The organism is Mesohalobacter halotolerans (assembly GCF_006120725.1).
GTDB lineage: Bacteria > Bacteroidota > Bacteroidia > Flavobacteriales > Flavobacteriaceae > Psychroflexus > Psychroflexus halotolerans.
Genome location: NZ_SWMU01000002.1, coordinates 247,319 through 271,308, shown reverse-complemented (window position 1 = coordinate 271,308; position 23,990 = coordinate 247,319). Strand labels below are relative to the sequence as shown.

Sequence of the window (23,990 nt, the reverse complement as noted above, 5' to 3'; positions counted from 1 at the left end):
TTATTTTTTTGGGGGTTGTGATGGTCTGACCTCAATTTTACTTGGTAAAGTTCTGGGGTTGAGTTTAAATAAATCCACAACAATTTCGCCCAAATCTTCAATTTGTATTTTCCAGGCATCTTTATCATCAGGTTCGTTACCATTAAAATAAGTTGAAACTGAGCCGGGCATAATGGTCGAGACGTTAACGCCTTTTTGTCTTAAATCTAGCATTACAGCTTGGGTAAAACCAGTAACGCCAAATTTACTCGCATTATAAGCTGAACCGCCCGCAAAAAAATTCTCACCAGCTAAACTGGAAATACTGATAAAGTAGCCTTTGGTTTTCTTAAGTGCTTCTACAGATGATTTTATGGTATAAAACACGCCGCTCAGGTTAGTGTCAATCACTTCTTGCCACTGCTCTACTTTGAGGTCTTCAACACTACCAAAGTGACCCAAACCTGCATTGGCAATCACATAGTCTATTTGTCCAAAAGCGTCTTCGGCACGATCTACCGCAGATTTAACAGCTTTATAATCACGAACATCGGCTTCTATGCCAAGACATTTGACCTTATATTTTTCTGATATGGCTTTTGCGGCTTTATCTGCATTGGCTTGAGTTCGACTGGTTAAAACACTGTGCACACCTTCTTGTGCTAAACTTTCAGCAATACCGTAACCAATACCTTTTGAACCGCCAGTTATGAATGCTACTTTTCCTCTCATTTTATTGTGTTTTGTAATTTATTTCAAAAGTAAAATTTAAGATTTAAGTGTTGGTTGATTTAAAAAAGGTTTAACCTTCTTTGTTTTTAGAGCATATTAATCTCTGAGTTCATAAGACTTAAACTAATTTGTTTCAGGTTAAAATAAAATGTAGTAAAATAGTTTTCTATTATAATAAAGGAATTTAACCTCTGCTTGAGTGGTTTTAGTTTGATTATTAAAAAAAATTAAACTAAATTCTATCGAGGGATCTTCGACTAATCTCGATACAATTTATTGTTTTTGGCTTTTAGGAAGCCAAGAAAAATAAATCACTCAATTTGACGATAGAAATAGATTATATAAAAATCATTTTGAATAAAAATTTGTTGAGATAATTATTTGAGGCCTATGTCAATATTTTTTTAAGACAATCTCATAAATATGTGGTGCAATCCCTTGATCTGCTTCTGAAGAGATATAAAATTTGTCAATATAGAAAGATAAACTTTCGGGTTGTGGCAATTCTGAAATATTGAGTTTGTATATCTTTTGTGGTTTAAAGCTAGAGTTTAATATCAATAATCGTCTATGCCGACCATCGAGCATATAATATTTTTTTGTCGAGGCATAATATGTTAAAGATGCCGGCATAAATTCTGGGTGTTTTTTCAGTAGGTTATCATTTAAATTTAATTGGTAAATCGGTGTATCAATAAATTTATGGCGGTTTAAATCAAACCCGAAAATCGGTTTTTTACCTGACTGTCTTTTGAGTTTGTATTTTGGAGCTATCAAGAGTCGGTTTTGAACTGAATCAAAAGATAAACCTTCAAAATTGTATCTTGAACTATAGTTTGATTGATAGGTATTTACATCTATATTTTTGAACGCATTTTTAATTTCAAACAACTTGCCGTCACTTCTCAAGACATAAATGGTATCGTTAACTTTTGTAATAGATTCGTAATCGCCACCTGGTCCGAATTTGATTTTTTGGTCTATAGATTTAGTTTTGAGGTTGTAAATAAACAAGTAGCCATCTTCATCTTGAATACAAAAAATGCGGTTTTTATCAAGGTGAATCATGCCCGAGATTTCGTTGAGTTCATCAGGCAGTGTCCATTCTCTGACCAATTTATAATGGTAATCTTCTTGTTCACTTTCTAATATAAAATCTTTAAAAATTAGTAATGTGGCAACCAATGCAACGCATAAAAAGACTATAATTTTTAAACCGAGTAAATTCTTAAACATCCTATTTTTATTCAATAACAATTTTAATCATTTATCTTTGAATTTTTAAAGTCATCCACATGAATCCTAAGACGTCTATTCATTACGTTTATGATATAATTAAATCCCATTCAGATTTAAGTGATTTTTACGCTTTGGTTTTTAATGCTTTAGCTAATAGTATTGTACTTATACTTATCTCTTATATTATCTATAGAATCTTAAGAGGTATTGGGTTAAAGTTGGTCAATCAGTTTGCCAAGAAGTCCAAAACCCATTTTGATGACTATTTGGTTCAGAACAAAACTTTTGTCAATTTATCAAACTTACTGGTTTTTTATATTATTTCTGCCTTTACGGAAGAATTGTATATTGACTTTCCGGTTTTTGAAAACCTTGTTAGCAAAATAATTCAAGTTCTATTAGTTGTATTCACAATTTGGACGGTAAGGAGTATTTTAAAAACCATCAAAGACTACCTTAAAACACTTGATAACCTTAGAGATAAGCCTATAGACAGTTATATTCAGGTCTTTATGATATTGTTATGGCTTATCGGGATTATCATCATTTTTTCAATTGTTACCGGTAAACCTTTAATGAAATTTTTGATTGGGTTGGGTACGATTTCTGCGGTAATTTTATTGGTCTTTAAAGATACTATTTTGGGATTTGTGGCTAGTATTCAAGTGGCTGCTAATGATACAGTGCGCATTGGCGATTGGATTACTATGGAGAAATGCGGTGCCGATGGTGATGTGTTTGAAATCAATTTGGCTTCGGTTAAAGTGCGGAATTTTGATAAAACCATTACCACCATACCGACTTATTATTTGATATCCGATTCGTTTAAAAACTGGCGTGGCATGAGTGAATCTGGTGGTCGTCGAATAAAACGCGCCATTATTATTAAAGCCAACAGCATCAAGTTTGTCGATCAAGACTTGCTGGAAAAATTCAAAAAAATTGAATTGATCAGCACATATGTTCAAAAACGACAAGCTGATATCGACAAATACAATGAAGCTCATGATGTAGATAAAAGTGTGATCATCAATGGCAGAAACCAAACTAATTTTGGCGTATTTAGAAAATATATTGATGAATACTTAAAGCAACACCCTGCTGTAAGTGACGACATGACGATTATGACCAGGCAATTGCCTCCAACTGCTCAAGGCGTACCTCTAGAAGTTTATTGCTTTAGTGTTGATAAAGTCTGGAAAAACTACGAATATATTATTGCTGATATCTTTGATCATCTATTGGCCACCATACCATTTTTTGAGCTTGAGGCTTTTGAGCTCCCAAGTGGCAAGGACTTGAATTTAATTAAAAGTTAACGTCTCAACGCGGTTTAAAATCCTATTTTTGCAACCTGAAAAATAGGTATGGTTCAGTTTTTGAAATTTATAAAGCTAAATTTAAAGCCTTTAAGTTATGGATGGTTGCTTACATTTTTATCAAGCTTTGGGCAAACCTACTTGATATCTTTGTATGTCATTCACATTACTCAAGCTTTTGATATTACAGAGGGCACTTTTGGAGCGATTTATGCCGTTTGTACTGTAGTCTCGTCTATGATTATGCTTAGTATAGGTCATACGGTCGATCATATTCCTGTTAAAAAAGTTAGTTTTTTTACCATTTTGGCTTTAGCCATGTGTTGTATTTTAATGGGCCTTTCCTATCATTTGGCTTTTGTATTTTTAGCATTAATTGGGCTAAGGTTGAGTGGTCAAGGTATGTTAAGTCATATTAGTTTTACAATATTGTCAAAATACTACGATAAAGATCGCGGTAAGGCCATTAGTTTTTCAACTTTGGGCTTTTCTATTGGGGAAGCGATTTTGCCTATCATCATTGTAAGCACCATTGCCTATTTTGATTGGCGAATAGCTATGATAGGAAGTGGTATTTTGTTGTTGATATATTTAATCCGTTTAAGATTTACAGACTTAAGCCATTTTGACCAACAGCTCAATAGTTTTAAACCTAGCTCTAAAAGTCTTTTTAAAGATTTTTTTGAGATTATAAAAGACAAGCGCTTTTTAATATTAATGCCAACGAGTTTTGTATTGAGTTTTACAGCCACAGCAGTTATTTTTTACCAATACGTCTTTGTAGAACAAAAGGGCTGGTCAGTAACACTTTATGCCTCATTTTTTACAGCTTATGCGATAACGCGACTATTATTTTCTCTTTTTGGTGGTCTTTGGGTAGACCGTTTTACGGCAAAAACACTGTTCAGGTTTTATTTGATTCCTATTGGTTTAGGCCTTTTGGCTTTTGCCTATATCAATTCTATTATTGGCGCCCTTATCTTTTTGATATTGATGGGAATTACAGTTGGGATGTCAGGCACTATAAAAACATCGGTTTTGGCTGAAGTCTATGGCATCAAAAAATTAGGAACCATTCGTAGTTTATTTACCATGTTTATGGTGTTAAGCACTGCTCTTGGTCCTTTAATTATTGGGCAAATGATAGATATGGGGTTAAGTATACAAATTATTATGATAAGTCTGTCCCTATTTGTTTTGCTTTGTATATTGAATGCTCAGCGAATAAAATATGTTCCTAGAATAAAAACTCAGTTATAATTTAAGGAAAACAATAATTATAAATTTTTTAGGTTATGATAAGCCTTTTTAAAAAGTAATTTGCAATTTCTAAATCACATTAATGGCTAATACTCCTCAAAAACATCAAAAAAAACCGCGATGGAAATTATTGCATCAATATTACACCTACACCGGGTTTTATAATTTTATTGGTCGAAGTTTGCTTAAAGCTACACCGCCTATCATCGTATTTATAATCATAGTTTTAAGCATACATTTTTTTGTCATAGACATCAATGATATTTTATTGTATGTGACAGAAAATTTTCATCCCATAGGGGTTTTCGGTGTGTTTTTTGCCTCGGAGTCTATATTAGGACTTATTCCTCCGGAAATATTTATAGCCTGGTCAGGAAAAAATGAATATCCATGGTTTTTCTTAAGTATTCTATCTGTGCTGTCTTACCTAGGTGGGGTTTTGTCCTACTTTTTTGGACGTGGTATAGCCAATATCCCAAGAGTATTTGTCTATTTGGAAGTTAAGATGGCTAAACACATTAAAAATATGCGTAAATGGGGTGGCCTGTTAATTATTGCAGGAGCACTTCTCCCCTTGCCTTTTGCTATATCGAGTATCGCTGCAGGCATTATTAAATTTCCTTTTGGAAGTTTTTTACTTTTCGGCTTATTGAGGTTTTTACGCTTTGTAATTTATGGTTTGTTAATTTTTGGAGTCCTTTAAATTAATCCATAAAGAGTTCATTGATTTTTGAACGCAGTTTTCTCGTATAATCTTCATAGAGCCAATCTCTGTAGTTTTTTGTATTTCTAATAATACATTTTGAATATTGCTTTATACGGTCTTGGATGTCTTCCTTTAATTCACGCGCCAAAATTCGAGCATCAAAAACATCTTCAGAGTTTTCTACACACATCTGTGCATGCTGAGCGATAGACTCTTCAAGAACTAACTTTGATTTTTCACCATTATTCACAGTCTCATCATATCGTTTTTTAATATCAAAACTGATGTCTTCAGTATTTTTAAATTTCTCTCGAACTTCTTCCGGCATTTCATAAACAAATTGACTTTCAATTTCTTCGTCAGACACGACATTTTCTAAAAAGTAATCTGGATTTTTAAAGATCATTTGCCAGTCGACTTTAGCGTCCCATGGTCCGAAGCGAGCGAAGTTATTACCTAAATCAATAACATTGAAGGTATCTTTATTAGGAAGTTTTCTAGAACCACGACCAATCATTTGAAAATACAAAGTCAACGATTTTGTAGCGCGATTTAAAATAATGTTTTCAACCGTTGGTTCATCAAATCCTGTCGTTAAAATACTGACTGAAGTCAAAATAGCATCGGGCTTTTCTTTAAACCATTTCAAAATGGCTTTACGTTCTTTTTTATTGTGGGTATTGTCAAGATGCTTGATTTCGTAACCCGCTTCTTTAAACGTGTGGTATACATACCACGAGGTGTTGATACCGTTATTAAAAATTAAAGTCTTCTTCCCTTTACATTTTTCTTCATACGCCTGCAATAACTTTGTTTGCATGTTCATATTTGTATAAAGGTCTTCTGAAGACTTTACAGTATAGTCACCATTGATCCCAACCTGTAATTGGCTTAAACCCACATTATAAGTATAGGTTTTAGCTTTGGCTAAAAATCCTTGTTGGATTAAAGAAGGAATAGATTCGCCTACGACGAGCTTGTCGTAATTTTTATACATTGGCAGCTTAATATTAGAACTCAAGGGTGTTGCTGTGACACCAAGCAAAAAAGTTTTTTCTAAAAATTTAAACAGCTTGGTAAACGAATTATAATGGGCTTCGTCAATAATGGTTAAACCGATATTTTTCAGGGTTACTTTTTCATCATTGAGGCGATTATTGAGTGTCTCTACCATGGCTACAAAACACATATAATCATTATCATCACTGAGTTCTTTAACCTGTGAGTTGATTATTTTATTGTTGACGCCAAATTCCTTCAACATTTTTGAAGTTTGCTTACAAAGCTCTATTCTATGGGTGAGCACTATAACTTTTTTACCTGTTTTATTGATATAGCGCCTCACAATTTCTGAAAACACTACAGTTTTTCCACCACCGGTAGGCAGTTGATACAATAAATTAAAGTCACTTTTTTCATTCTCAATATGTTCAAAAATGTTCTGAAGATCTTTTTCTTGGTAGTCATACAGGGTTTTATCTGCTGTTTTTGTCAACATAAAAGAGGTATCATTTAGGTTTAAAAGATTTGCAAAAATAAGTAGAAATAAAAGTTAACTAAAATTTTAAAGGTTAAAAAGCATTAAAAATCATTTTTAAACTAAAATATCTCATAAATAATTTATTTTTGCCCTCATAAAATTTAATATTTTGGAACATAAAAAAGCCCAACAAAAGATAGAAGATATCATCAGCGATGTTGAAAACAAGAATGCTGTTTCTCAGTCATTAATTGAACAGTTGAAAGATTTAAGAACTTATGCTGTAGAAGCCAAACAGCCTGTGGTTGCTAAAGCCCTACGTCTAGCTTCTGAACACATTGAAGAAAACGAAAGTTTTATTATTCCTATCCCAACCGATGAGCCACTTGAAGGTGAAGAAGATGATGTACAGCTGATTACTGGTGTAGAAAGCTTTGTTTATTTTATGAATCTTATAAAAAATTCAAAAAATAAAATTAATCTCGAGGAATTAAGAGAGTACAATAGATTGATGGATTTGTAAATAAAATAGTCAAAATTATAAACAAAAAAAGTCGTGTTTTTACACGACTTTTTTTGTACTTATATACAACTTTATTGTTACATCTCATCAAATATAGAATGCATCAACCGTTTTTTGTCGTTAATACTTTCCTCAAGTGATATCATGGTTTCTGTGCGTTGAACACCCTCAATATCATCAATTTTAAAAATAATTCCTTTTGCGTGATCTGTGTTTTTAGCTCTTAATTTGCAAAAGACATTATATTTACCGGTAGTAATACTTGCTACAGTTACATTTGGGATTTCACCGATTCTATTAATCACAAATTGAGTTTGGGATGTTTTTTTCAAATAAATACCGACATAAGCAATAAACATGTAGCCTAATTTCTTGTAATCTAAACTCAAACTTGATCCGGTTATGATACCGGCTTCTTCCATTTTTTTGACTCTCACATGAACAGTACCGGCAGATATCAATAGCTTTTTTGCTATATCTGTGAAGGGTGTCCTGGTATTTTCGATGAGCATGTTAAGAATCTTGTGATCGGTGTCGTCTAATTTTATTTTTCCCATTTTTTAAACTTTAATGAATTAAATAGCAAAATTAATGCTTTTTTATCAAAAAAACATTTAATAAATCAATAATTTTATGGCTTTGTAATTTTACTATAAGGTTTTCGTTAAAAACTCAAGAGAATTTTAGGTCAATAATCTCTTTGCCGACTCGAATTTTATCCAGCTGCTCACCTACTTTTAGTTGATACCTTGAACCAGCTAGAATATTTTGATGCTGCGCATCAATATACCTAAAGGCAAAAAAATCGTCTAAACGATCTATGATTTTGATAATGGGCAAAAACACAATTTTATCATCCTCTAAAACTTCACTATACGTCAAACCTATTGCATCTGGGTATGTTTGTAAAGCGTTCGTGATAATACAATCAAAGAAGAGCTTATGATTCATTGGGATTTCAGAATATTTATTGTAATCAATAGAAGATAGGCCATTTTGAGAAATAAGACTTAACATTTTATGTAAACACATAAAGACTAGTTGACGGGTTTTGTTTCTGTTGTAATCCCCCGGATAATGTCCGGCTTCAACAAGTACAGTAGGAATCCCTTGACTTTGAATATGATCTCCAAAACAATTAGCGTTGTACGTATCGTCATATCGTCCTATCTGATTAGGAATAAAGGCCTGAAGCGTTTCAAAGGCTGATAAAATAAGTTGCATGGCTGTCTTACGAACTGTATTAAGTGAACGATTAGCATTTACAGAAGGAGACAAAAAAGATAAAGTTGCGGGATATTCCGCTTGACCTGCACTATACATTGTACGTTGACCATGCATATTAAAACAATAATCTGGTTTAAATTGCTTGAAAACTTGAAAAAAAGCTTGTGTTTCTGATTGACTTTGATCTATGGCATCGCGATTAAGATCTTTACTATTGGCATTTAACCTTGTATACTGCGTAGCTCCATCCGGATTCAGCATGGGTATGATTTTAATGGTACATTGAGAAAGCATGTCCATAACCTCGGCGTTCTCAGCATTTAAACGACAATAATTCAATAGGTCTAAAATAGCTTTTGTCGTAGTCGATTCATTACCGTGCATTTGAGACCAAATAAGAATTTTAGTATTGCCATGCCCAATGTTAATTTCATAAATAGGTCGCTTTTGTATAGATCGGCCAATACTCTGATGAGAATAATAAGGAAATACATTTTTATTTAAATGCGTTTGCAAGTGCTCAAAACTTAAATAACGGTTATCAAAACCTGAAACTTCAAAACTTGAGTAGTTCTGCTGAAGCCTTTTGTAAGAAGATATATCCATGTCACAAATGTAAACAATCCACTATTCACATCTGTAAACATCTTGAATATTACAATTGTATACAGTGTTCTGTGGTCAAGTTACAAATGTAAAATCCACTGGTTGGCTTTATGAGGAAATATTCCAAGAAACTTCAAATAACATTTTATATTCCTTATTATCAATACTTTAAATACTTTTATCTAAACTTTTAGTTAGTGTTTATAACTCATGTTGGGGTAAGTAGTCTTAGTTTATAATTATTATTTACATTTGTATAATTCAAGTTTCATTAAAATAAGTTTACAATGGTAAACAGTAAGGAATTTTCAAATCGTCTAGAACAAATCTTTGATTATTACGATTTAAATGCTTCGGCTTTTGCTGATAAAATTGATGTTGGTCGCGCTTCGATCTCGCATTTATTGTCCGGCCGTAATAAGCCGAGTTTAGATTTTGTGATGCGTGTTGTTAAGACTTTTCCTGAAGTTGAGCTTTATTGGTTGTTAAACGGCAAGGGAGATTTCCCTCAAATCGATGAAGAAACTCAAGATCGCAGTCGTTCATCACTAAGACCTCAAAATCAAAATAGCGAAGAGGTTGAAGAACATCCGGAAAAACCACCAATTGTAAGGAAACAGCAAACACCAAAAGATATAGAACGCATCGTAATTTTTTATAAAAATGGTTCTTTCTCTACTTATACCCCGAATTAAACTTTAATTTTGCAACATGAGAAAATTAAGTGTAATTATTGTCGTAATATGTCTTTCATGTTATACTCCTAAACGAGACTGCCAAGACTTTAAGTTGGGAAAGTTTAAATATGAAGCTCTTGTCGATGGTGAATTAGAACAAACCTTGTTTATAAGAAATGACAGTTTGCAAATAGAGGTATACAAAAACCAGACAGATACTTCTGAGATAAGATGGATTAATGACTGTGAATTTATTTTAACGCCTCTTCATCCGGAAAGCATTTTAGACCAATACCAAATGCATATGAAAATCATAAGTACAACAAAAAATTCCTATACGTTTCAATACAATGTTGTCGGAGAAACCCAGAAAGAGACTGGAAGAGCCACAAAAGTTGAGCCGTAATATTTGGTGTTGCTTTTCTTAAATAAAGTTGTATATTTGCACCCGAGAAAAATTTTCTCGTACATAATAATCATTGAAATAATATTTGCATGTATATTACATCTGAAGACAAAAAGAAATTATTTGCCAAGCACGGTAAAAACGAAAAAGATACCGGCTCAACCGAAGGACAGATTGCATTGATGACCAAGCGCATCCAACACATGTCCGATCACTTAAAGAAAAACACCAAAGACTTTAATTCTGAAAGAGCTTTGGTAAGAACTGTTGGTAAACGAAGAGATTTACTTAACTACTTAATGAAAAAAGACATTGAACGATATAGAGCTATCGTTAAAGATTTAGGTTTAAGAAAATAAATTTGCTAACCAAAAAGGGGCGTTTGCCCCTTTTTTTTTATCTTTAAATTTGCTTTCCTTGTTTTAAGTTTCCTTTGGTCTTTACAACATCAACAACACAACCGGACCGTCACGAAAGGCGGAAATTTTAAAACATTATTATGATTCCAAAAACATTTAAAGAAATAATCGATTTAGGCGATGGTAGAGAAATTTCAATTGAAACCGGTAAATTAGCTAAACAAGCTCACGGTTCTGTAGAAGTGAGAATGGGAGATGCAGTATTGTTATGTACAGTTGTATCGTCATACACACCTACAAAAATGGACTTCTTTCCATTGACACTAGATTACAGAGAAAAATTTGCTGCTGCCGGTCGATATCCCGGTGGATTTTTAAAACGAGAAGGTCGACCGAGCAATGATGAGATACTTGTCATGCGCTTAGTTGATAGAGTTTTAAGACCTTTATTCCCAAGCGATTACAAGTTTGAAACTCAAGTAATGATTCAATTGATGTCTCATGATGACGAAGTTATGCCGGATGCGCTTGCAGGTCTTGCAGCATCTGCAGCAATACAGTTATCTGATATCCCATTTGAGTATCCTATTTCTGAAGTTAGAGTTGCTCGAGTAAATGGTGAATTTGTTGTTAATCCCAGCCGTTCTCAAATAGAAGAGTCGGATATGGATATGATGGTTGGTGCTTCTGAGGATAGTGTTTCTATGGTAGAAGGAGAAATGCACGAATGCTCTGAAGAAGATATGACCGAAGCGATCAAATTTGGCCACGAAGCCATTAAAGCACAATGCGAAGCCCAAAAAAGATTGGTCGCACAAGTGGGCAAAAAACCTACACGTGAATACGAGACAGCAAATGAAAATGAAGACTTGAAACAAAAAATTAACGGTGCAGCTTACCAAAAATCTTATGACATAGCCAAGCAAGGTTTAAGTAAACAAGAGCGTTCTGAAGCCTTTTCGGCTTTAAAAGAAGAAGTCGTCGATATGTTTTCTGAAGAAGAACAAGAAGAGCTTGGAGATATGATTTCCAAATACTTTAAAGAGGCTCATAAAAATGCTATACGAGACCTAACCTTAAATGAAGGCATCAGATTAGACGGTAGAAAAACCACAGATATCAGACCGATATGGTGCGAAGTCGACTACTTACCTTCTACTCATGGTTCTGCTATATTTACTAGAGGTGAAACTCAGGCTTTAGCGACGACAACGCTGGGCACTTCCCGTGAAGCCAATACTATAGACAATGCGACTTATCAAGGCGAAGAGACATTTTATCTTCATTACAACTTCCCGCCTTTCTGTACCGGTGAGGCTTATCCCATAAGAGGAACCTCTCGACGTGAGATTGGACATGGAAATTTAGCACAACGCGCCCTTAAAAATATGATTCCTGAGGATTGCCCTTACACCGTTAGGGTGGTTTCTGAAGTTTTAGAATCCAACGGATCTTCTTCAATGGCTACAGTGTGTTCAGGAACCATGTCGTTAATGGATGCCGGAATTCAACTTAAAAAACCCGTTTCCGGTATTGCCATGGGATTAATTTCTGAAGGTGATAAATATGCCGTATTGTCTGATATTTTAGGTGATGAAGACCATCTTGGAGATATGGACTTTAAAGTCACAGGTACTGAAGATGGGATTACCGCTTGCCAAATGGATATCAAGGTCAAAGGTTTATCTTATGATATCTTAATCAAAGCATTAAAACAGGCGCGTGACGGGAGATTGCATATTTTAGATAAAATCACAGAAACCATAGCTCAGCCAAACGAAAATGTAAAAGCACATGCGCCAAAAATTGTAACCACAACGATACCCGGCGACTATATCGGAAGTTTAATTGGCCCTGGTGGTAAAACTATTCAGGAACTACAAAAAGAAACGGAAACGACAATCGTGATTAATGAAGATGAAGAAACCGAACAAGGTATTGTGGAAATTTTAGGCACCAACCAAGATGGCATAGATCAAGTTTTAGCTAAAATTGAAGCCATGTTGTTCAAGCCTGAAAAAGGCAGCGTTTACGAAGTGAAAGTGATAAAAATTTTAGACTTTGGCGCTGTGGTAGAATATGTTGAAGCGCCTGGAAACGAGACTCTACTTCACATTTCTGAATTGGCTTGGGAGCGTACCAACAACGTCACTGATGTGGTCAATGTAGGTGATGTTATAGATGTAAAATATTTTGGCTTTGACCCAAGAACCAAAAAAGAAAAAGTCTCAAGAAAAGCTTTATTGCCCAAACCTGAAGGTTATAAAGAGCGTTCTTCTAAACCGAGACGTGATAACAACAGAAGAGATAATCGTAGAGATAACGACAGAAAGTAAAATCTGTTTTTAATCAAACTTTAAAAGCCTGCCATTTTAGGTGGGCTTTTTTTATTGGCAATTCGTAATGCCTATTTTTAACTTAAAAATTTTACGACTAAAATCAACGATTTTAATTATGGTTTTTATTCCAGTGAACATTTAAGTTTATTTTCTAATCTCACAAATTGACAACAATTTGATAAACCACGATGACATGGAAGTTATTTTGTATTTCATCACTCATGATAGTCAAATTTTGTCATTACCCCAAAAGGATAAACTTATGAAAATCATACGAAAAGTATCGAGATTTTTAGGAAATAAGGATTCGACGGAAACCAGAGACTATTATTACGAAAAATTATTAAACAAGTTTGAAAGCATTGATCCGTACTTAAATTTAATAAAACTTCAAAATAAACGGGGACTCTCCACAAACAAAGATATTGTCTTTTCTGAAAATCCCGAATTCAGCAAGCATAAAATTAAGTACATCAAAAAAAGGTATGGCAGACCAAATTATACGATTGTCAACAATTATGGTTTCGGTAAAATCAAAATTTATTTTTATCGAATTTACTTAGGTGACCACAAGGTCAATATGGAATTACATTTTTATAAAAATACTTTGATAATGTACAATTATACATTTTCTCACCTACACAATGATGTCCAAAAATCTGAGGTCATAAATCTATTAAAACAAAAATATCATATTGATAAAACAATTGATCTTCAAGACACCAATTCATATATCATAGATCAAAAAAATTCTATTATTGTTTCATCTCAAGACATTGATTTTACCATCAATTATGTTCTTAATATAAATGACAAAGTGTTTCAAGATATGTCTGAAACTCAAAAAAGAGAAGTCGAACAAGGCAAACAAATCCCTAATCATAATAAACGACAGGTTTTTGTGAATTTATAAATCAAATAACCTTAGACTTCAATGAGGTGAATAAAAGTAATACGTAAAATATTTAATATACCTTCGGTAGAGATATTTTAAAGACTACAGCAGAAATCCTTATGGCAATGACAATGAGTCCGGAAATAATAAAGATTAAGTCTTGAGGCAAATTAAAATAAGCTAAAGCAAAATAAGAAAAGCCACCAAGGATACAGGCCGTTGCATAGATTTCTTGATGAAAAATCACAGGAATATCATTACACAAAATATCTCTAATAACCCCGCCAAAACAAGCACTCATCGTCCCAAACGCCACACATATCACTGGTGGCAGACCAGCTGAAATGGCTTTTTCTACACCGACAACCGTATAAAGGCCAATACCCAGCGTATCAAATAAAAAAAGGGATTTGCGTAGATAGTTTAGCTTGTTTCTCAAGATTATACCAAATATGGTGGTAATGATAATCACATAGACATAAGTCATATTAGTGAGCCAGCTGACATCGGTATCAATCAACACATCACGTAAAGTTCCTCCTCCAACCGAAGTTGCAAAGGCGATAATCAAAATACCAAATACATCAAGACCTTTACGCATGGCTGCTAAAACGCCTGAGATAGAAAAGGCCACAACACCGAGAATGTCTAAAACGAATATAAATTCCATTATCGCTGAGTATAGTAATTATAATCCATTAAAACAGTTTCAACAAATTTGATAGATTGTCCTGAAGAATCAACATCCATCTTACTTGCAAGTTGTTGTTGCAACTTGTTGATTAAATGATATTCCCGTTGATGTTTAGCTTTCATGTAAATGGCTTTGGTTTGCCGCATATCTTCATCATTAAAAATGGTCACTTGTGGATATTTAGGTTGATAATTCTCCGGCACATCCATGATGATAGTCTGCGTAAAATCGACACGGTTACGTTCTGAAATCACTGTAGTTTTGGCAGCCAAATCTCCTAAACGCTGACCTTTACCGCCAAATAAAATAAACAAACTAGCCACTGAACCCATTGTTATGCTGATGTCAATCAAGCGCAAACACCATCGGATCAAATAGTGGCCTATTTTAGGTTTTGAACCATCAAGACAAACCACTCTAATTTTCAAGGCGGCTTTACCTACACTTTGACCATTCATCGCCAATTCCATGACCAAATGATAAAGCAATAAAGGCAGAGAAATTACCATACCAACAGCAAAGCTAGAGCCGCCTAATAGTGGAAAAATAAAACTAACTAAAAATAAATAAGCTAATAAAATGAGAATATCTATAAGAAACGCCGCTGCTCGCTCAAAGTAGTTTGCTAAATTTTGATCAATCGTGACATTTTGAGCCGTTTGAATTTGAAAATTATCCATTAAAATTTGTTAGATTTGAAGTTTATTTTAAAAACCATGCGCGAGGCTGCTTTTGTAAAGCAAAATAAAAACAAATGGTTCAAATTTGAAAGCTATTTGAGAGATAATGCTCAATATTCTCCCGACGACCTTTCAAATTTATACATCGAAATTACCGATGATTTGAGCTATGCCCAAACATTTTACCCAAACAGTAATACGACTAAATACTTGAATCAAATTTCGGTTAAAGCGCATCAAAAAATATACAAAACCCAAAAAACATCGGGTAATAAAATTGTAAAGTTTTATACCAAAGAGTTTCCGTTGATGTTTTATCAGTATCGTTATCAACTTTTACTGGCTTTTTTAGTCTTTTTGTTCTTTTCATTAGTAGGTGCATATTCTGCAGCCACAGACCAAGATTTTGTCCGGTTAATTTTAGGGGATAATTATGTCAATATGACTTTAGAAAACATCAACAATAACGACCCGATGGCCGTGTATAAAAAAGCCAATGAAACCGATATGTTTATTGGAATTACCATTAACAATGTCAGGGTTGGGTTTTTATCCTATATTTTTGGATTTTTACTTGGTATTGGCGCTTTATTTATAGGCATGCAAAATGCAGTCATGTTAGGTTCATTTCAGTATTTTTTTGCTGATAAAGGCTTGTTGTGGGAATCTGCTAGAACCATTTGGATTCACGGAACGATTGAAATTTCAGTGATTATTGTCTGTATTTGTGCAGGTTTAGTAGCTGGCAATGGCATTATGTTTCCTAAAACCTATACCCGATTAGAATCTCTCGCCCGAAGTGCAAAAGCCGGTCTCAAAATTGTTTTAAGTACCGTGCCATTTTTTATCATCGCAGGATTTTTAGAAGGTTTTGTCACCCGACATACCGAAATGCCTGATGCTCTGGCTATATTTATCATTGGTGGCTCAATGGCATTAATTTTATTTTATTACGTATTTTTACCCATTAAACTTCACAAAAACCAACACAATGGAAAACCTTAGTTCAAATCAACCACAATTTGCCTTTAGAAAAGAACGCGAGTTTGGAGAAATTATTAGTGATACCTTTAGTTTCTTTACACAAAATTACAAGAGCATTTTAAATCTATTTTTAAAATTTGTCGGGCCATTTATATTGCTGAGCATTTTTGTGACAACCTATTATCAATACAAAATGGGCGATGTTTTTAGTGACATCACTACTTTTACAGACCCAGATTCAGCCATCTCAGCCATTTTAGGAGATTCTTGGATTATCATTCTTTTATTTGTGGTTTCCATTGCCACCAATATTGTGCTGTATGGCACAATTTTACACATCATCAAATCTTATATTAAAAATAATGGGGAAATTTTAGAAAAAGACATATCACAAGGACTGAAAAAAGATTTTTGGAGATTGCTCGGCTACCTTGCTCTAACGACCATTGTTGGAATTGTCGGGTTTATGCTTTGCTTTATACCAGGTATTTATTTGACAGTCGTACTCGCTCCGGGGATTGCCCTTTTAATTATGGAAAACGAATCGATTTCAGAGGCATTTACCAAATGTTTTACCTTAATTAAAAACAACTGGTGGATCACCTTTGCAACGTTTTTTGTATTTGGGATTTTAATAGCCATTCTCGGGTTTATATTTCAGTTACCTGCTTTTGTTTTTAGTATGGTAGAAGGTTTTACGGCGATTGAACAAGCTTCTGACCCCAATGCGGTGACTGGACTATATCAAAATTGGGTCTATTTATTGTTTACCGCTATTGGTAGCCTTGGACAGCTATTCTTAAGCATTTTCACGGTCATTATGATTGTTTTAGTGTATTTTAATCTATCTGAAAAACAAGACTTTACAGGCACTTACGAACAAATTGACCAAATCGGAAACTAAAACTTATGCGCAAAACCATCTTGCTTTTATTAACGGTATTGTGTTTCAATTACAGTTTTAATTTGTACAGCACTGCGGTTTATCAAGACAAAAATATTTTTGACAAAGAAAAACTCAGCGAACTCAAAACAAATGATGACTACAATTACACTACTGAAACCTTTCAAAGCAATTGGTGGACTGAATTTAAGGATTGGTTAAACACGCAATGGCGAGATTTGTTTGGCGATAATCTCGACTCCAGTTTTTGGTTTTTTATCTTTAAAGTTTTGCCCTATTTAGTCCTTGGTGCAGCATTGATTTTTATCGTATGGTTTATTGTCCGTACTAATCCGGGAAATCAGATTATGCGTCAGCATCAAACTTCAAAAGTCACTTTGACTGAAGAAGAAGAATTGTTGATGACGCAAAACCTTGAGAAAATGGCTGATGATGCTATTGAAAATGAACAATACCGTTTAGCCATTCGGTATTTGTACCTTAATTGCATCAAACGCTTAGATTTAAAAGGCATCATCAAATACGCTAACGATAAAACTAATTTTGAGTATTTAAAAGAAATTGAGTTTAAGGAACTTTCAAAGATTTTTAAACAACTCACTATTGCCTATGAGCAAACTTGGTATGGGCAAATGCAATTTGATGAGACTTACTTTCAAAACCTGAACCAGCAATACGAAACATTTCACAACACCTTAGACCAAAAACAATATGCTCAAGTCTAAATATTACATACTGCTTATAGTTTTGGTGTTTTTTGGTTCCTACGTCTTTTTAGAATCAACTTCTCAAGCGCCTTTAGACTGGACAGATAGCTATTGGAAAACACATTCTAAACCCTTTGGTGCTGAAGTATTTCATCAAATTTTCACAAAACATCTTGAACAAACCCAAGAAACTCAACAGTCTACATACGAAACCTTAACAGAAACCTATAAAACAGGTAATTACCTCTTTTTTAATGGCAGTTTAGGCTTAGGCAAATACGACACCCAAGAATTATTATGCTGGATAGACAACGGCAATACTGTAATGATGTCTGCCGAATATTTGCCTAAAACTATTTTAGATACTTTAAATTTAAAAAAGGAAAAATTTGTGTTTGACAAGCAGTTTACTTATCAACCTAGTGTGACTTTAGACACTACAAATCAAGGTGAAGTTTTTGATTTTAAAAAAAACTTAAACATTCACTATTTCACCAACACTGACACTTTAAAGCATCAAGTTTTAGGTTACTCTAAAGTCGTTAATGACGACAGCACGACTACCAAATACTTACCAAATTTCATCAAAGCAGATTTGGGGCGTGGTGAACTCTACCTGCATCTTTTCCCAAAGGCATTTACCAATTATTTTTTGGTCAATGACAAAAATGCCATTTATACCGAACAGGTGTTATCAGGTTTAAATTACGATCAATCCATTTTGGTCGATGAATACTACAAAGCCCAACGTGTTCTTCAAAAACCCCATTTACTGCAATATCTCGTTGCTGATAAACATTTGAGATGGGCGTATTATTTGCTTTTGCTTTTAGCGGTCATTTACATCGTTTTTGAAGGCAAACGCAAGCAAAAACCCATCAAAGTCCTTCAGCCATACGAAAACAAAACTTATGCGTTTACCAAAACTATCGCTGAGATGTATTACCGTAAAAAAGACCACAAGAGCATTGCGACCAAACAAATTGAGCATTTCTATGATTTTGTCAGGTCTCAATACAATATTTCAACTACACATTTAGACGATGATTTTGTAGCTCAACTGGCTTCAAAATCTGGTAAAGCACCACAAGAAATCAAATCTTTATTAAAATATATCAAAAACATAGAAAGTCAGAAATCTATATCTAAAGAACAATTGCTTAAATTAGAAAAACAACTCTCAAATCTTAAAAACTAAGTCTATGGACAATCAAAATACAAATCCAACTGAACATCCTGAAGACAATTCAAAATCAGAGCTTAAATCATCAGAAGCCTCAACATCTCAAGAAACGTCTAGTTCAGCTTTAAATACCTATCAACAAATGGCTGAAGATTTAAAGGCTCAGCTTTCAAAAGTCATTGTAGGTCAAGAAGATTTTATAGAATTGCTACTCGTCAGTCTTTTGACAGATGGCCACGTTTTAATAGAAGGCGTGCCGGGCATTGCTAAAACCTTAACGGCTAAACTTTTTGCCAAAAGCATCAATGCCGATTTTAGTCGCATTCAGTTCACACCAGATTTAATGCCAAGCGATGTGCTCGGCACTTCAGTCTTTAATGCCGAAAAAGCCGAATTTGAATTTAAAACCGGACCCATTTTTTCTAATATGGTTTTAATTGATGAAATCAACCGTGCACCAGCCAAAACCCAATCGGCTTTATTTGAAGTGATGGAAGAAAAACAAGTGACCATCGATGGGCATCAATACGATATGGAAGCACCGTTTATGGTGTTAGCTACCCAAAATCCAATTGAACAAGAAGGCACTTATGCCCTACCCGAGGCTCAACTCGATCGGTTTATCTTTAAAATTAAACTCAGTTATCCCAATCTTGAAGAAGAAGTTAACATTATAGATAAGCATCATCAAAGTAAAGCTCAAAATTTTCTCAATCAAATTGACACTATCATTAACAAAGACAGTATTAGCCAATTCAAAGCTGATATTCACAAGATTAATATTGAGCCTAAAATCATGTCTTATATTGCTGAAATTGTCCATAACACACGCCAACATCCACATTTATTACTGGGTGCTTCGCCAAGAGCCTCTGTGGCAATTATGTTGACAGCTAAAGCTTTTGCGATTTTAAACGGTCGTGATTTTGTAACGCCGGATGATGTCAAACGCAGTTTGAAACCCGTTTTGAACCATAGAATTGTGCTTTCTCCAGAACGTGAGATGGAAGGGATGACTACTGAAGATGTCGTAGATATGATTGTAAAATCTATTGAAATTCCAAGATAGTGTTTAAACTGCTCAAGCCTTTATATTTTACACGACGGTTTTTTACAGCCTTGATCAGTATAGCTATGCTGTTCTTTTTATCTTATTGGTTTAGCATGCTGTTTACTATTGCTGCTATGCTATTTTATGCCCTAGTCGTTTTGGTCATTATTGATATCGCAGCCTTGTTTCGCATCAAAGGTTTTTTTGCAGAGCGATTACTACCGGATAAGTTTTCAAACAGTGATGATAATGTCGTATTGCTTAATTTTGAAAATGGCTACAACTTTAGAGTTCAATTGCAAATTATAGATGAAATTCCTGTGCAGTTTCAAAAACGAGATTTTTTAAAAACACTAAAAGTTGACGCCAAGCATCAAAAGTCTTACGATTACCAACTCCGACCAACTCAACGCGGCGAATATTATTTTGGCAATCTAAATTGCTATGTATCTTCTCCACTTAAGTTGACCAAGAGACGATATAAGTTTCAAAACGAACAAATGGTCAAAGTTTACCCGTCGTTTATTCAAATGAAAAAATACGACTTTTTGGCTTTAGATAGACAGTGGCGTGAGTTTGGAATGAAAAAAATAAGACATATTGGCCATAGTATGGAGTTTGAACAAATCAAAGAATACGTCAAAGGCGATGATGTTAGAGATATTAACTGGAAGTCCACAGCCAAGCACAACCAACTGATGGTCAATCAGTTTCAAGATGAGAAATCACAACCCATTTACAACATCATAGACAAAGGTCGTGTGATGAAAATGCCTTTTGAACAACTCAGTCTGTTAGATTATGCCATTAATTCGGCTTTAGCCTTTTCAAATATTGCGTTAAAGAAGAACGACAAAGTTGGAATGCTCACCTACTCCAATAGCATTGACAATTTTAGAAAAGCCCAGTCCAGATTATCTCAAATCAATGTCTTGTCTGAGGCTTTATACAATATTAAAACTGACTTTAAAGTCAGTGATTTTGGTTTGCTTTACGCGCATCTCAAACGCAAAGTCACTCAGCGCAGTTTACTTTTTTTGTTTACCAATTTTGAGCATATTTCGGCACTAGAGCGTCAACTACCCTATCTTAAAGCGATAGCGAGGAAACACGTTTTAGTGGTTATCTTTTTTGAGAATACAGAGCTAGACGAACTCATTCATAAGGAATCTGAAGATTTACAAAGTATTTATCAAAAAACCATTGCTACAGATTTTGCTTACAACAAGCGTTTGATGGTTAAAGAACTTGAAAAAAATGGCATCCAAGCCATTTTGACCAAACCTAAAGCATTAAGCATCAACACGATTAATAAATATTTGGAGATTAAAGCGAGAGGATTATTGTAACTGTTATTAAAATCTAGCACGTAAAAATCGTAAACAAAGTTTTATTTTAATTAAACAACATTTATCATTTAATTATAATAGATAATGTAATTAAGTAATAACTTTGAGAATCGTAATTTTTTTTGATTTCACAACTGGCTTAAATCCTTAATTTATGTTTAAGATTCAACATTTTAATGATGAGCTTGTGCTGAAAAAAGCCCATCAAATACAAGCCAAAATTGGTTTAACACATCAAGGCGGCAGACTTAAATCCTTAATTTTTAAAGATAAACCCATTGTAGAAGATTTAGAAAACAAGACTTACGACAAAAGCCACGCCGGTGCTATTCTCTTTCCATTTGTAAATCGGATAAAAGACGGACAATATGATTTTGCAGGAGAACACTATCAATTAGAGTGCAATGAACCCGGCAGCAATAATGCCATACACGGATTGATTTTTGACAAAACTTTTGATATTGAAGACACTGAAGAAAAGCCTGATTTTGCTGAAGTCAAATTATCTTATACCGAACAACATCCACCTCTGGGGTTTCCATTTCAATATAAAATCCAATTGATTTACAGGCTAACTGAAGCTTCACTTAGTCTAAAGATAGACATAAAAAATATAGATAAAACCCCATTTTTATTTAACTTAGGATGGCATCCATATTTTTGTATTAGTAATTTTGACACTGATTTTCTAGGTTTTGAGAGCCATAAACAAGTCATTTTTAATGACCAAATGATTGCCTTAGGCACAGCCAAAACCTTAATACCAAACCCCTATGCTTTAAAAAACAAAGCCCTTGATGATTGTTTTGTATTATCAAACAAGGTCGTTGAATTTTATACAGATTATTATAAAGCCAGAATTACAGGTCATCCAAAATCTGACTTCCTGCAAATCTATGCGCCACCTGGCGAAAACCGATTAGCCATTGAACCTATGACGGGCATTTCAGATAGTTTTAATCACAAAAAAGGGATTCAGATTTTAAAACCCAATGAAATAAAAACTGAAACTTGGACGATTGAATTAGAGTAAATTAACAAAAATAAATTTCGCGTCTTAAGCATCATTACGAAAACCTTATATTTGTTTTTAAAATTTTTAAACAATTAATATTATGTCTGTTGCCAAAAAAGAGTATAAAAGAGTTACAGTAAAAAGCTTGGTCGATATGAAGCGCCAGGGTGAAAAAATCAGTATGTTAACTGCCTATGATTTTACAACTGCAAAAATTGTAGACGGTGCAGGCACAGATGTAATTCTAGTTGGCGACTCAGCCTCAAATGTTATGGCCGGTCACGAAACGACTTTGCCTATTACTTTAGATCAGATGATTTATCACGCCTCAAGTGTAGTCCGTGCTATAAAACGCTCACTGGTCGTGGTAGATTTACCTTTTGGGAGCTACCAAAGTGACGCTAAGGAAGCTTTGCGATCTGCTATAAGAATTATGAAAGAAAGTGGTGGCCACGCTGTAAAGCTTGAAGGAGGCAGCGAAGTTAAAGATTCTATAAAACGCATTTTAAAAGCAGGCATTCCTGTGATGGGACATTTGGGATTAACGCCGCAATCTATTTACAAATTTGGCACTTACACCGTAAGAGCCAAAGAAGAAGCTGAAGCCGAAAAGCTTAAAAAAGATGCTTTGATGCTTGAAAAACTTGGGTGTTTCGCTTTAGTATTAGAAAAAGTGCCCGCACATCTAGCTAAGGAAGTCGCTAAGAGCATATCAATACCCGTAATTGGTATTGGAGCTGGCAATGGTGTTGATGGACAGGTTCTGGTTATTACTGATATGTTAGGTATGGATAAGTCTTTTAGTCCAAGATTTTTAAGACGTTATGCAGATTTACACGATATTATGAGCAATGCCATAGAGACTTACAACAGCGATGTTAAAACTGGTGATTTTCCCAATCAAGACGAGCAGTATTAACTACTACTTGTAATTTTCTATGGCATATTTAAGATCGTCTTGGCCCGAAAGCATTTCAAATGAGGTATCTTTTGCAATACTCTCTTCTAAAGCATAAATTAATGCCTGTGCGACATCCTCACGGGATATTTGACCTACTGAGTTTAGGCGACTAGCTATCTTAACCTTTTCATGACCTTCATCATTAGTTAATGCACCAGGTTGCACAATAGTATAAGACAGATTAGAGGCCTTTAAAAAGTCATCAGCCTTTTTCTTTGCTTCGAGGTAATGCTTAAGACTTTTGATTTGTTCTGGCTTATCTGTTCCCATAGAGCTTAACATCACAAATTTCTGCAACCTCTGGTTTTCTGCAATAACTATAGATTTTATGGCGCCATCTTGATCAATAGCAGTAGTCTTTTTATCACTGGTATGACCACCAGAACCAGCAGCAAAAATTACTTTATGGATATCTTTAAAAGCATCTGGAAAATCATTTTCCAAATCGCCAATTCTGGTATGGATACCTTGGTTTTCAAAGTAAGATTTTTGTTTTTCTTGTCTTATCATAGCAAAAGGTTTATAACCAGAAGCATTATTTAAGACCTTGCAAATAATTTTACCTGTTTTTCCATTAGCTCCTATAACTAATATGTTTTCCATTTTGATGATTTTTATAAACATAAGTTATTAACTTATTCTTCATTTTTAACTAAAGTTAAAATATGCAAATAGATGTGTTGAAGCTTAAACAAACCTGATTTAAATAGACTGT

Annotated in this window: 25 protein-coding genes; 17 read left to right on the top strand and 8 right to left on the bottom strand. The window is 34.2% G+C overall.

The genetic code is table 11. From position 1 onward, the window contains the following. Together FCN74_RS05800 and FCN74_RS05795 are read right to left on the bottom strand one after the other, a co-directional pair. Complete coding sequence (locus FCN74_RS05800; protein WP_138931651.1) at window positions 1–711, bottom strand: SDR family oxidoreductase; 711 nt, start codon at window positions 709–711, stop codon at window positions 1–3. Window positions 712–1,104: 393 nt separating this feature from the next. Beyond that, window positions 1,105–1,947 (bottom strand): hypothetical protein, encoded by an 843-nt coding sequence (locus tag FCN74_RS05795; protein WP_138931650.1) that lies wholly within the window; start codon window positions 1,945–1,947, stop codon window positions 1,105–1,107. Window positions 1,948–2,006: 59 nt separating this feature from the next. Here FCN74_RS05795 and FCN74_RS05790 point away from each other — a divergent pair, with 59 nt between their 5' ends. The 3 genes from FCN74_RS05790 to FCN74_RS05780 all read left to right on the top strand — a co-directional run bounded on the left by FCN74_RS05790 (window position 2,007) and on the right by FCN74_RS05780 (window position 5,232). Continuing rightward, window positions 2,007–3,269, top strand: a complete 1,263-nt coding sequence (locus tag FCN74_RS05790; protein ID WP_138931649.1) for a mechanosensitive ion channel family protein — start codon at window positions 2,007–2,009, stop codon at window positions 3,267–3,269. A 105-nt stretch (window positions 3,270–3,374) separates the two neighbouring features. Next, a complete protein-coding gene (locus tag FCN74_RS05785) occupies window positions 3,375–4,529 on the top strand; it encodes an MFS transporter (protein WP_317128767.1) in 1,155 nt (384 codons plus the stop codon). A gap of 82 nt (window positions 4,530–4,611) precedes the next feature. Continuing rightward, on the top strand, window positions 4,612–5,232 hold the full coding sequence (locus tag FCN74_RS05780) for a YqaA family protein (protein WP_138931647.1): 621 nt from the start codon (window positions 4,612–4,614) through the stop codon (window positions 5,230–5,232). Window position 5,233: 1 nt separating this feature from the next. Here FCN74_RS05780 and FCN74_RS05775 read toward each other — a convergent pair whose 3' ends face one another. Beyond that, window positions 5,234–6,733, bottom strand: coding sequence for a DEAD/DEAH box helicase (locus FCN74_RS05775; protein ID WP_138931646.1), 1,500 nt, complete (start codon window positions 6,731–6,733; stop codon window positions 5,234–5,236). A gap of 151 nt (window positions 6,734–6,884) precedes the next feature. Here FCN74_RS05775 and FCN74_RS05770 point away from each other — a divergent pair, with 151 nt between their 5' ends. Continuing rightward, window positions 6,885–7,238, top strand: coding sequence for a hypothetical protein (locus tag FCN74_RS05770; RefSeq protein WP_138931645.1), 354 nt, complete (start codon window positions 6,885–6,887; stop codon window positions 7,236–7,238). 77 nt (window positions 7,239–7,315) lie between these two features. On the opposite strand, the gene FCN74_RS05765 is transcribed toward FCN74_RS05770, so the two are convergent. Together FCN74_RS05765 and FCN74_RS05760 are read right to left on the bottom strand one after the other, a co-directional pair. After that, window positions 7,316–7,795, bottom strand: a complete 480-nt coding sequence (locus tag FCN74_RS05765; protein WP_138931644.1) for an Lrp/AsnC family transcriptional regulator — start codon at window positions 7,793–7,795, stop codon at window positions 7,316–7,318. Window positions 7,796–7,910: 115 nt separating this feature from the next. Continuing rightward, complete coding sequence (locus tag FCN74_RS05760) at window positions 7,911–9,071, bottom strand: M14 family zinc carboxypeptidase (protein ID WP_138931643.1); 1,161 nt, start codon at window positions 9,069–9,071, stop codon at window positions 7,911–7,913. A 287-nt stretch (window positions 9,072–9,358) separates the two neighbouring features. On the opposite strand from FCN74_RS05760, the gene FCN74_RS05755 reads away from it, so the two are divergent. From FCN74_RS05755 to FCN74_RS05735, 5 genes are all read left to right on the top strand, one after another. Continuing rightward, window positions 9,359–9,766, top strand: a complete 408-nt coding sequence (locus FCN74_RS05755; protein WP_138931642.1) for a helix-turn-helix transcriptional regulator — start codon at window positions 9,359–9,361, stop codon at window positions 9,764–9,766. 16 nt (window positions 9,767–9,782) lie between these two features. Next, entirely contained in the window at window positions 9,783–10,154 is a 372-nt protein-coding gene (locus FCN74_RS05750; RefSeq protein ID WP_138931641.1) for a DNA topoisomerase IV, read from the top strand. A gap of 89 nt (window positions 10,155–10,243) precedes the next feature. Next, entirely contained in the window at window positions 10,244–10,513 is a 270-nt protein-coding gene (rpsO, locus tag FCN74_RS05745) for a 30S ribosomal protein S15 (protein WP_138931640.1), read from the top strand. A gap of 140 nt (window positions 10,514–10,653) precedes the next feature. Next, window positions 10,654–12,849, top strand: coding sequence for a polyribonucleotide nucleotidyltransferase (locus tag FCN74_RS05740; RefSeq protein WP_138931639.1), 2,196 nt, complete (start codon window positions 10,654–10,656; stop codon window positions 12,847–12,849). A gap of 196 nt (window positions 12,850–13,045) precedes the next feature. After that, window positions 13,046–13,765 (top strand): hypothetical protein, encoded by a 720-nt coding sequence (locus tag FCN74_RS05735; RefSeq protein WP_138931638.1) that lies wholly within the window; start codon window positions 13,046–13,048, stop codon window positions 13,763–13,765. Between the two features lie 52 nt (window positions 13,766–13,817). Here FCN74_RS05735 and FCN74_RS05730 read toward each other — a convergent pair whose 3' ends face one another. Beyond that, complete coding sequence (locus tag FCN74_RS05730; RefSeq protein ID WP_138931637.1) at window positions 13,818–14,417, bottom strand: trimeric intracellular cation channel family protein; 600 nt, start codon at window positions 14,415–14,417, stop codon at window positions 13,818–13,820. Then, a complete protein-coding gene (locus FCN74_RS05725) occupies window positions 14,417–15,121 on the bottom strand; it encodes an RDD family protein (RefSeq protein WP_138931636.1) in 705 nt (234 codons plus the stop codon). The genes FCN74_RS05730 and FCN74_RS05725 overlap by 1 nt, the downstream gene beginning before the upstream one ends. Before the next feature lie 36 nt (window positions 15,122–15,157). Here FCN74_RS05725 and FCN74_RS05720 point away from each other — a divergent pair, with 36 nt between their 5' ends. The 8 genes from FCN74_RS05720 to panB all read left to right on the top strand — a co-directional run bounded on the left by FCN74_RS05720 (window position 15,158) and on the right by panB (window position 23,233). Further along, the gene (locus FCN74_RS05720; RefSeq protein ID WP_138931933.1) at window positions 15,158–16,126 is read left to right on the top strand and encodes a stage II sporulation protein M; all 969 of its coding nucleotides are present in this window, start codon (window positions 15,158–15,160) and stop codon (window positions 16,124–16,126) included. Continuing rightward, entirely contained in the window at window positions 16,113–17,009 is an 897-nt protein-coding gene (locus tag FCN74_RS05715; RefSeq protein ID WP_138931635.1) for a hypothetical protein, read from the top strand. The genes FCN74_RS05720 and FCN74_RS05715 overlap by 14 nt, the downstream gene beginning before the upstream one ends. A 5-nt stretch (window positions 17,010–17,014) precedes the next feature. Next, window positions 17,015–17,734 carry a hypothetical protein gene (locus FCN74_RS05710; protein WP_138931634.1) on the top strand — a complete coding sequence of 240 codons (720 nt, stop codon included), beginning with the start codon at window positions 17,015–17,017 and terminating at the stop codon, window positions 17,732–17,734. Beyond that, the gene (locus FCN74_RS05705; protein WP_138931633.1) at window positions 17,721–18,914 is read left to right on the top strand and encodes a DUF4350 domain-containing protein; all 1,194 of its coding nucleotides are present in this window, start codon (window positions 17,721–17,723) and stop codon (window positions 18,912–18,914) included. Before FCN74_RS05710 ends, FCN74_RS05705 begins: the two co-directional genes overlap by 14 nt. A gap of 127 nt (window positions 18,915–19,041) precedes the next feature. Continuing rightward, the gene (locus tag FCN74_RS05700) at window positions 19,042–19,968 is read left to right on the top strand and encodes an AAA family ATPase (protein WP_246062584.1); all 927 of its coding nucleotides are present in this window, start codon (window positions 19,042–19,044) and stop codon (window positions 19,966–19,968) included. Then, window positions 19,968–21,299, top strand: coding sequence for a DUF58 domain-containing protein (locus FCN74_RS05695; RefSeq protein ID WP_246062569.1), 1,332 nt, complete (start codon window positions 19,968–19,970; stop codon window positions 21,297–21,299). The genes FCN74_RS05700 and FCN74_RS05695 overlap by 1 nt, the downstream gene beginning before the upstream one ends. 154 nt (window positions 21,300–21,453) lie before the next feature. Next, complete coding sequence (locus FCN74_RS05690) at window positions 21,454–22,332, top strand: aldose 1-epimerase (RefSeq protein WP_138931631.1); 879 nt, start codon at window positions 21,454–21,456, stop codon at window positions 22,330–22,332. Window positions 22,333–22,414: 82 nt separating this feature from the next. Then, window positions 22,415–23,233 carry a 3-methyl-2-oxobutanoate hydroxymethyltransferase gene (gene panB / locus FCN74_RS05685; protein ID WP_138931630.1) on the top strand — a complete coding sequence of 273 codons (819 nt, stop codon included), beginning with the start codon at window positions 22,415–22,417 and terminating at the stop codon, window positions 23,231–23,233. 3 nt (window positions 23,234–23,236) lie between these two features. Here panB and FCN74_RS05680 read toward each other — a convergent pair whose 3' ends face one another. Then, window positions 23,237–23,878: an SDR family oxidoreductase gene (locus FCN74_RS05680; protein WP_138931629.1), complete on the bottom strand. Its 642-nt coding sequence runs from the start codon at window positions 23,876–23,878 to the stop codon at window positions 23,237–23,239. Window positions 23,879–23,990 lie beyond the last annotated feature (112 nt).

Bases quoted from the DNA above. Each gene is read 5' to 3' on its own strand.
- FCN74_RS05800 (WP_138931651.1), bottom strand. From the start codon at position 711: ATGAGAGGAAAAGTAGCATTCATAACTGGCGGTTCAAAAGGTATTGGT.
- FCN74_RS05795 (WP_138931650.1), bottom strand. From the start codon at position 1,947: ATGTTTAAGAATTTACTCGGTTTAAAAATTATAGTCTTTTTATGCGTT.
- FCN74_RS05790 (WP_138931649.1), top strand. From the start codon at position 2,007: ATGAATCCTAAGACGTCTATTCATTACGTTTATGATATAATTAAATCC.
- FCN74_RS05780 (WP_138931647.1), top strand. From the start codon at position 4,612: ATGGCTAATACTCCTCAAAAACATCAAAAAAAACCGCGATGGAAATTA.
- FCN74_RS05775 (WP_138931646.1), bottom strand. From the start codon at position 6,733: ATGTTGACAAAAACAGCAGATAAAACCCTGTATGACTACCAAGAAAAA.
- FCN74_RS05765 (WP_138931644.1), bottom strand. From the start codon at position 7,795: ATGGGAAAAATAAAATTAGACGACACCGATCACAAGATTCTTAACATG.
- FCN74_RS05760 (WP_138931643.1), bottom strand. From the start codon at position 9,071: ATGGATATATCTTCTTACAAAAGGCTTCAGCAGAACTACTCAAGTTTT.
- FCN74_RS05755 (WP_138931642.1), top strand. From the start codon at position 9,359: ATGGTAAACAGTAAGGAATTTTCAAATCGTCTAGAACAAATCTTTGAT.
- FCN74_RS05750 (WP_138931641.1), top strand. From the start codon at position 9,783: ATGAGAAAATTAAGTGTAATTATTGTCGTAATATGTCTTTCATGTTAT.
- rpsO (WP_138931640.1), top strand. From the start codon at position 10,244: ATGTATATTACATCTGAAGACAAAAAGAAATTATTTGCCAAGCACGGT.
- FCN74_RS05740 (WP_138931639.1), top strand. From the start codon at position 10,654: ATGATTCCAAAAACATTTAAAGAAATAATCGATTTAGGCGATGGTAGA.
- FCN74_RS05735 (WP_138931638.1), top strand. From the start codon at position 13,046: ATGGAAGTTATTTTGTATTTCATCACTCATGATAGTCAAATTTTGTCA.
- FCN74_RS05730 (WP_138931637.1), bottom strand. From the start codon at position 14,417: ATGGAATTTATATTCGTTTTAGACATTCTCGGTGTTGTGGCCTTTTCT.
- FCN74_RS05725 (WP_138931636.1), bottom strand. From the start codon at position 15,121: ATGGATAATTTTCAAATTCAAACGGCTCAAAATGTCACGATTGATCAA.
- FCN74_RS05720 (WP_138931933.1), top strand. From the start codon at position 15,158: ATGCGCGAGGCTGCTTTTGTAAAGCAAAATAAAAACAAATGGTTCAAA.
- FCN74_RS05715 (WP_138931635.1), top strand. From the start codon at position 16,113: ATGGAAAACCTTAGTTCAAATCAACCACAATTTGCCTTTAGAAAAGAA.
- FCN74_RS05710 (WP_138931634.1), top strand. From the start codon at position 17,015: ATGCGCAAAACCATCTTGCTTTTATTAACGGTATTGTGTTTCAATTAC.
- FCN74_RS05705 (WP_138931633.1), top strand. From the start codon at position 17,721: ATGCTCAAGTCTAAATATTACATACTGCTTATAGTTTTGGTGTTTTTT.
- FCN74_RS05700 (WP_246062584.1), top strand. From the start codon at position 19,042: ATGGCTGAAGATTTAAAGGCTCAGCTTTCAAAAGTCATTGTAGGTCAA.
- FCN74_RS05690 (WP_138931631.1), top strand. From the start codon at position 21,454: ATGTTTAAGATTCAACATTTTAATGATGAGCTTGTGCTGAAAAAAGCC.
- panB (WP_138931630.1), top strand. From the start codon at position 22,415: ATGTCTGTTGCCAAAAAAGAGTATAAAAGAGTTACAGTAAAAAGCTTG.
- FCN74_RS05680 (WP_138931629.1), bottom strand. From the start codon at position 23,878: ATGGAAAACATATTAGTTATAGGAGCTAATGGAAAAACAGGTAAAATT.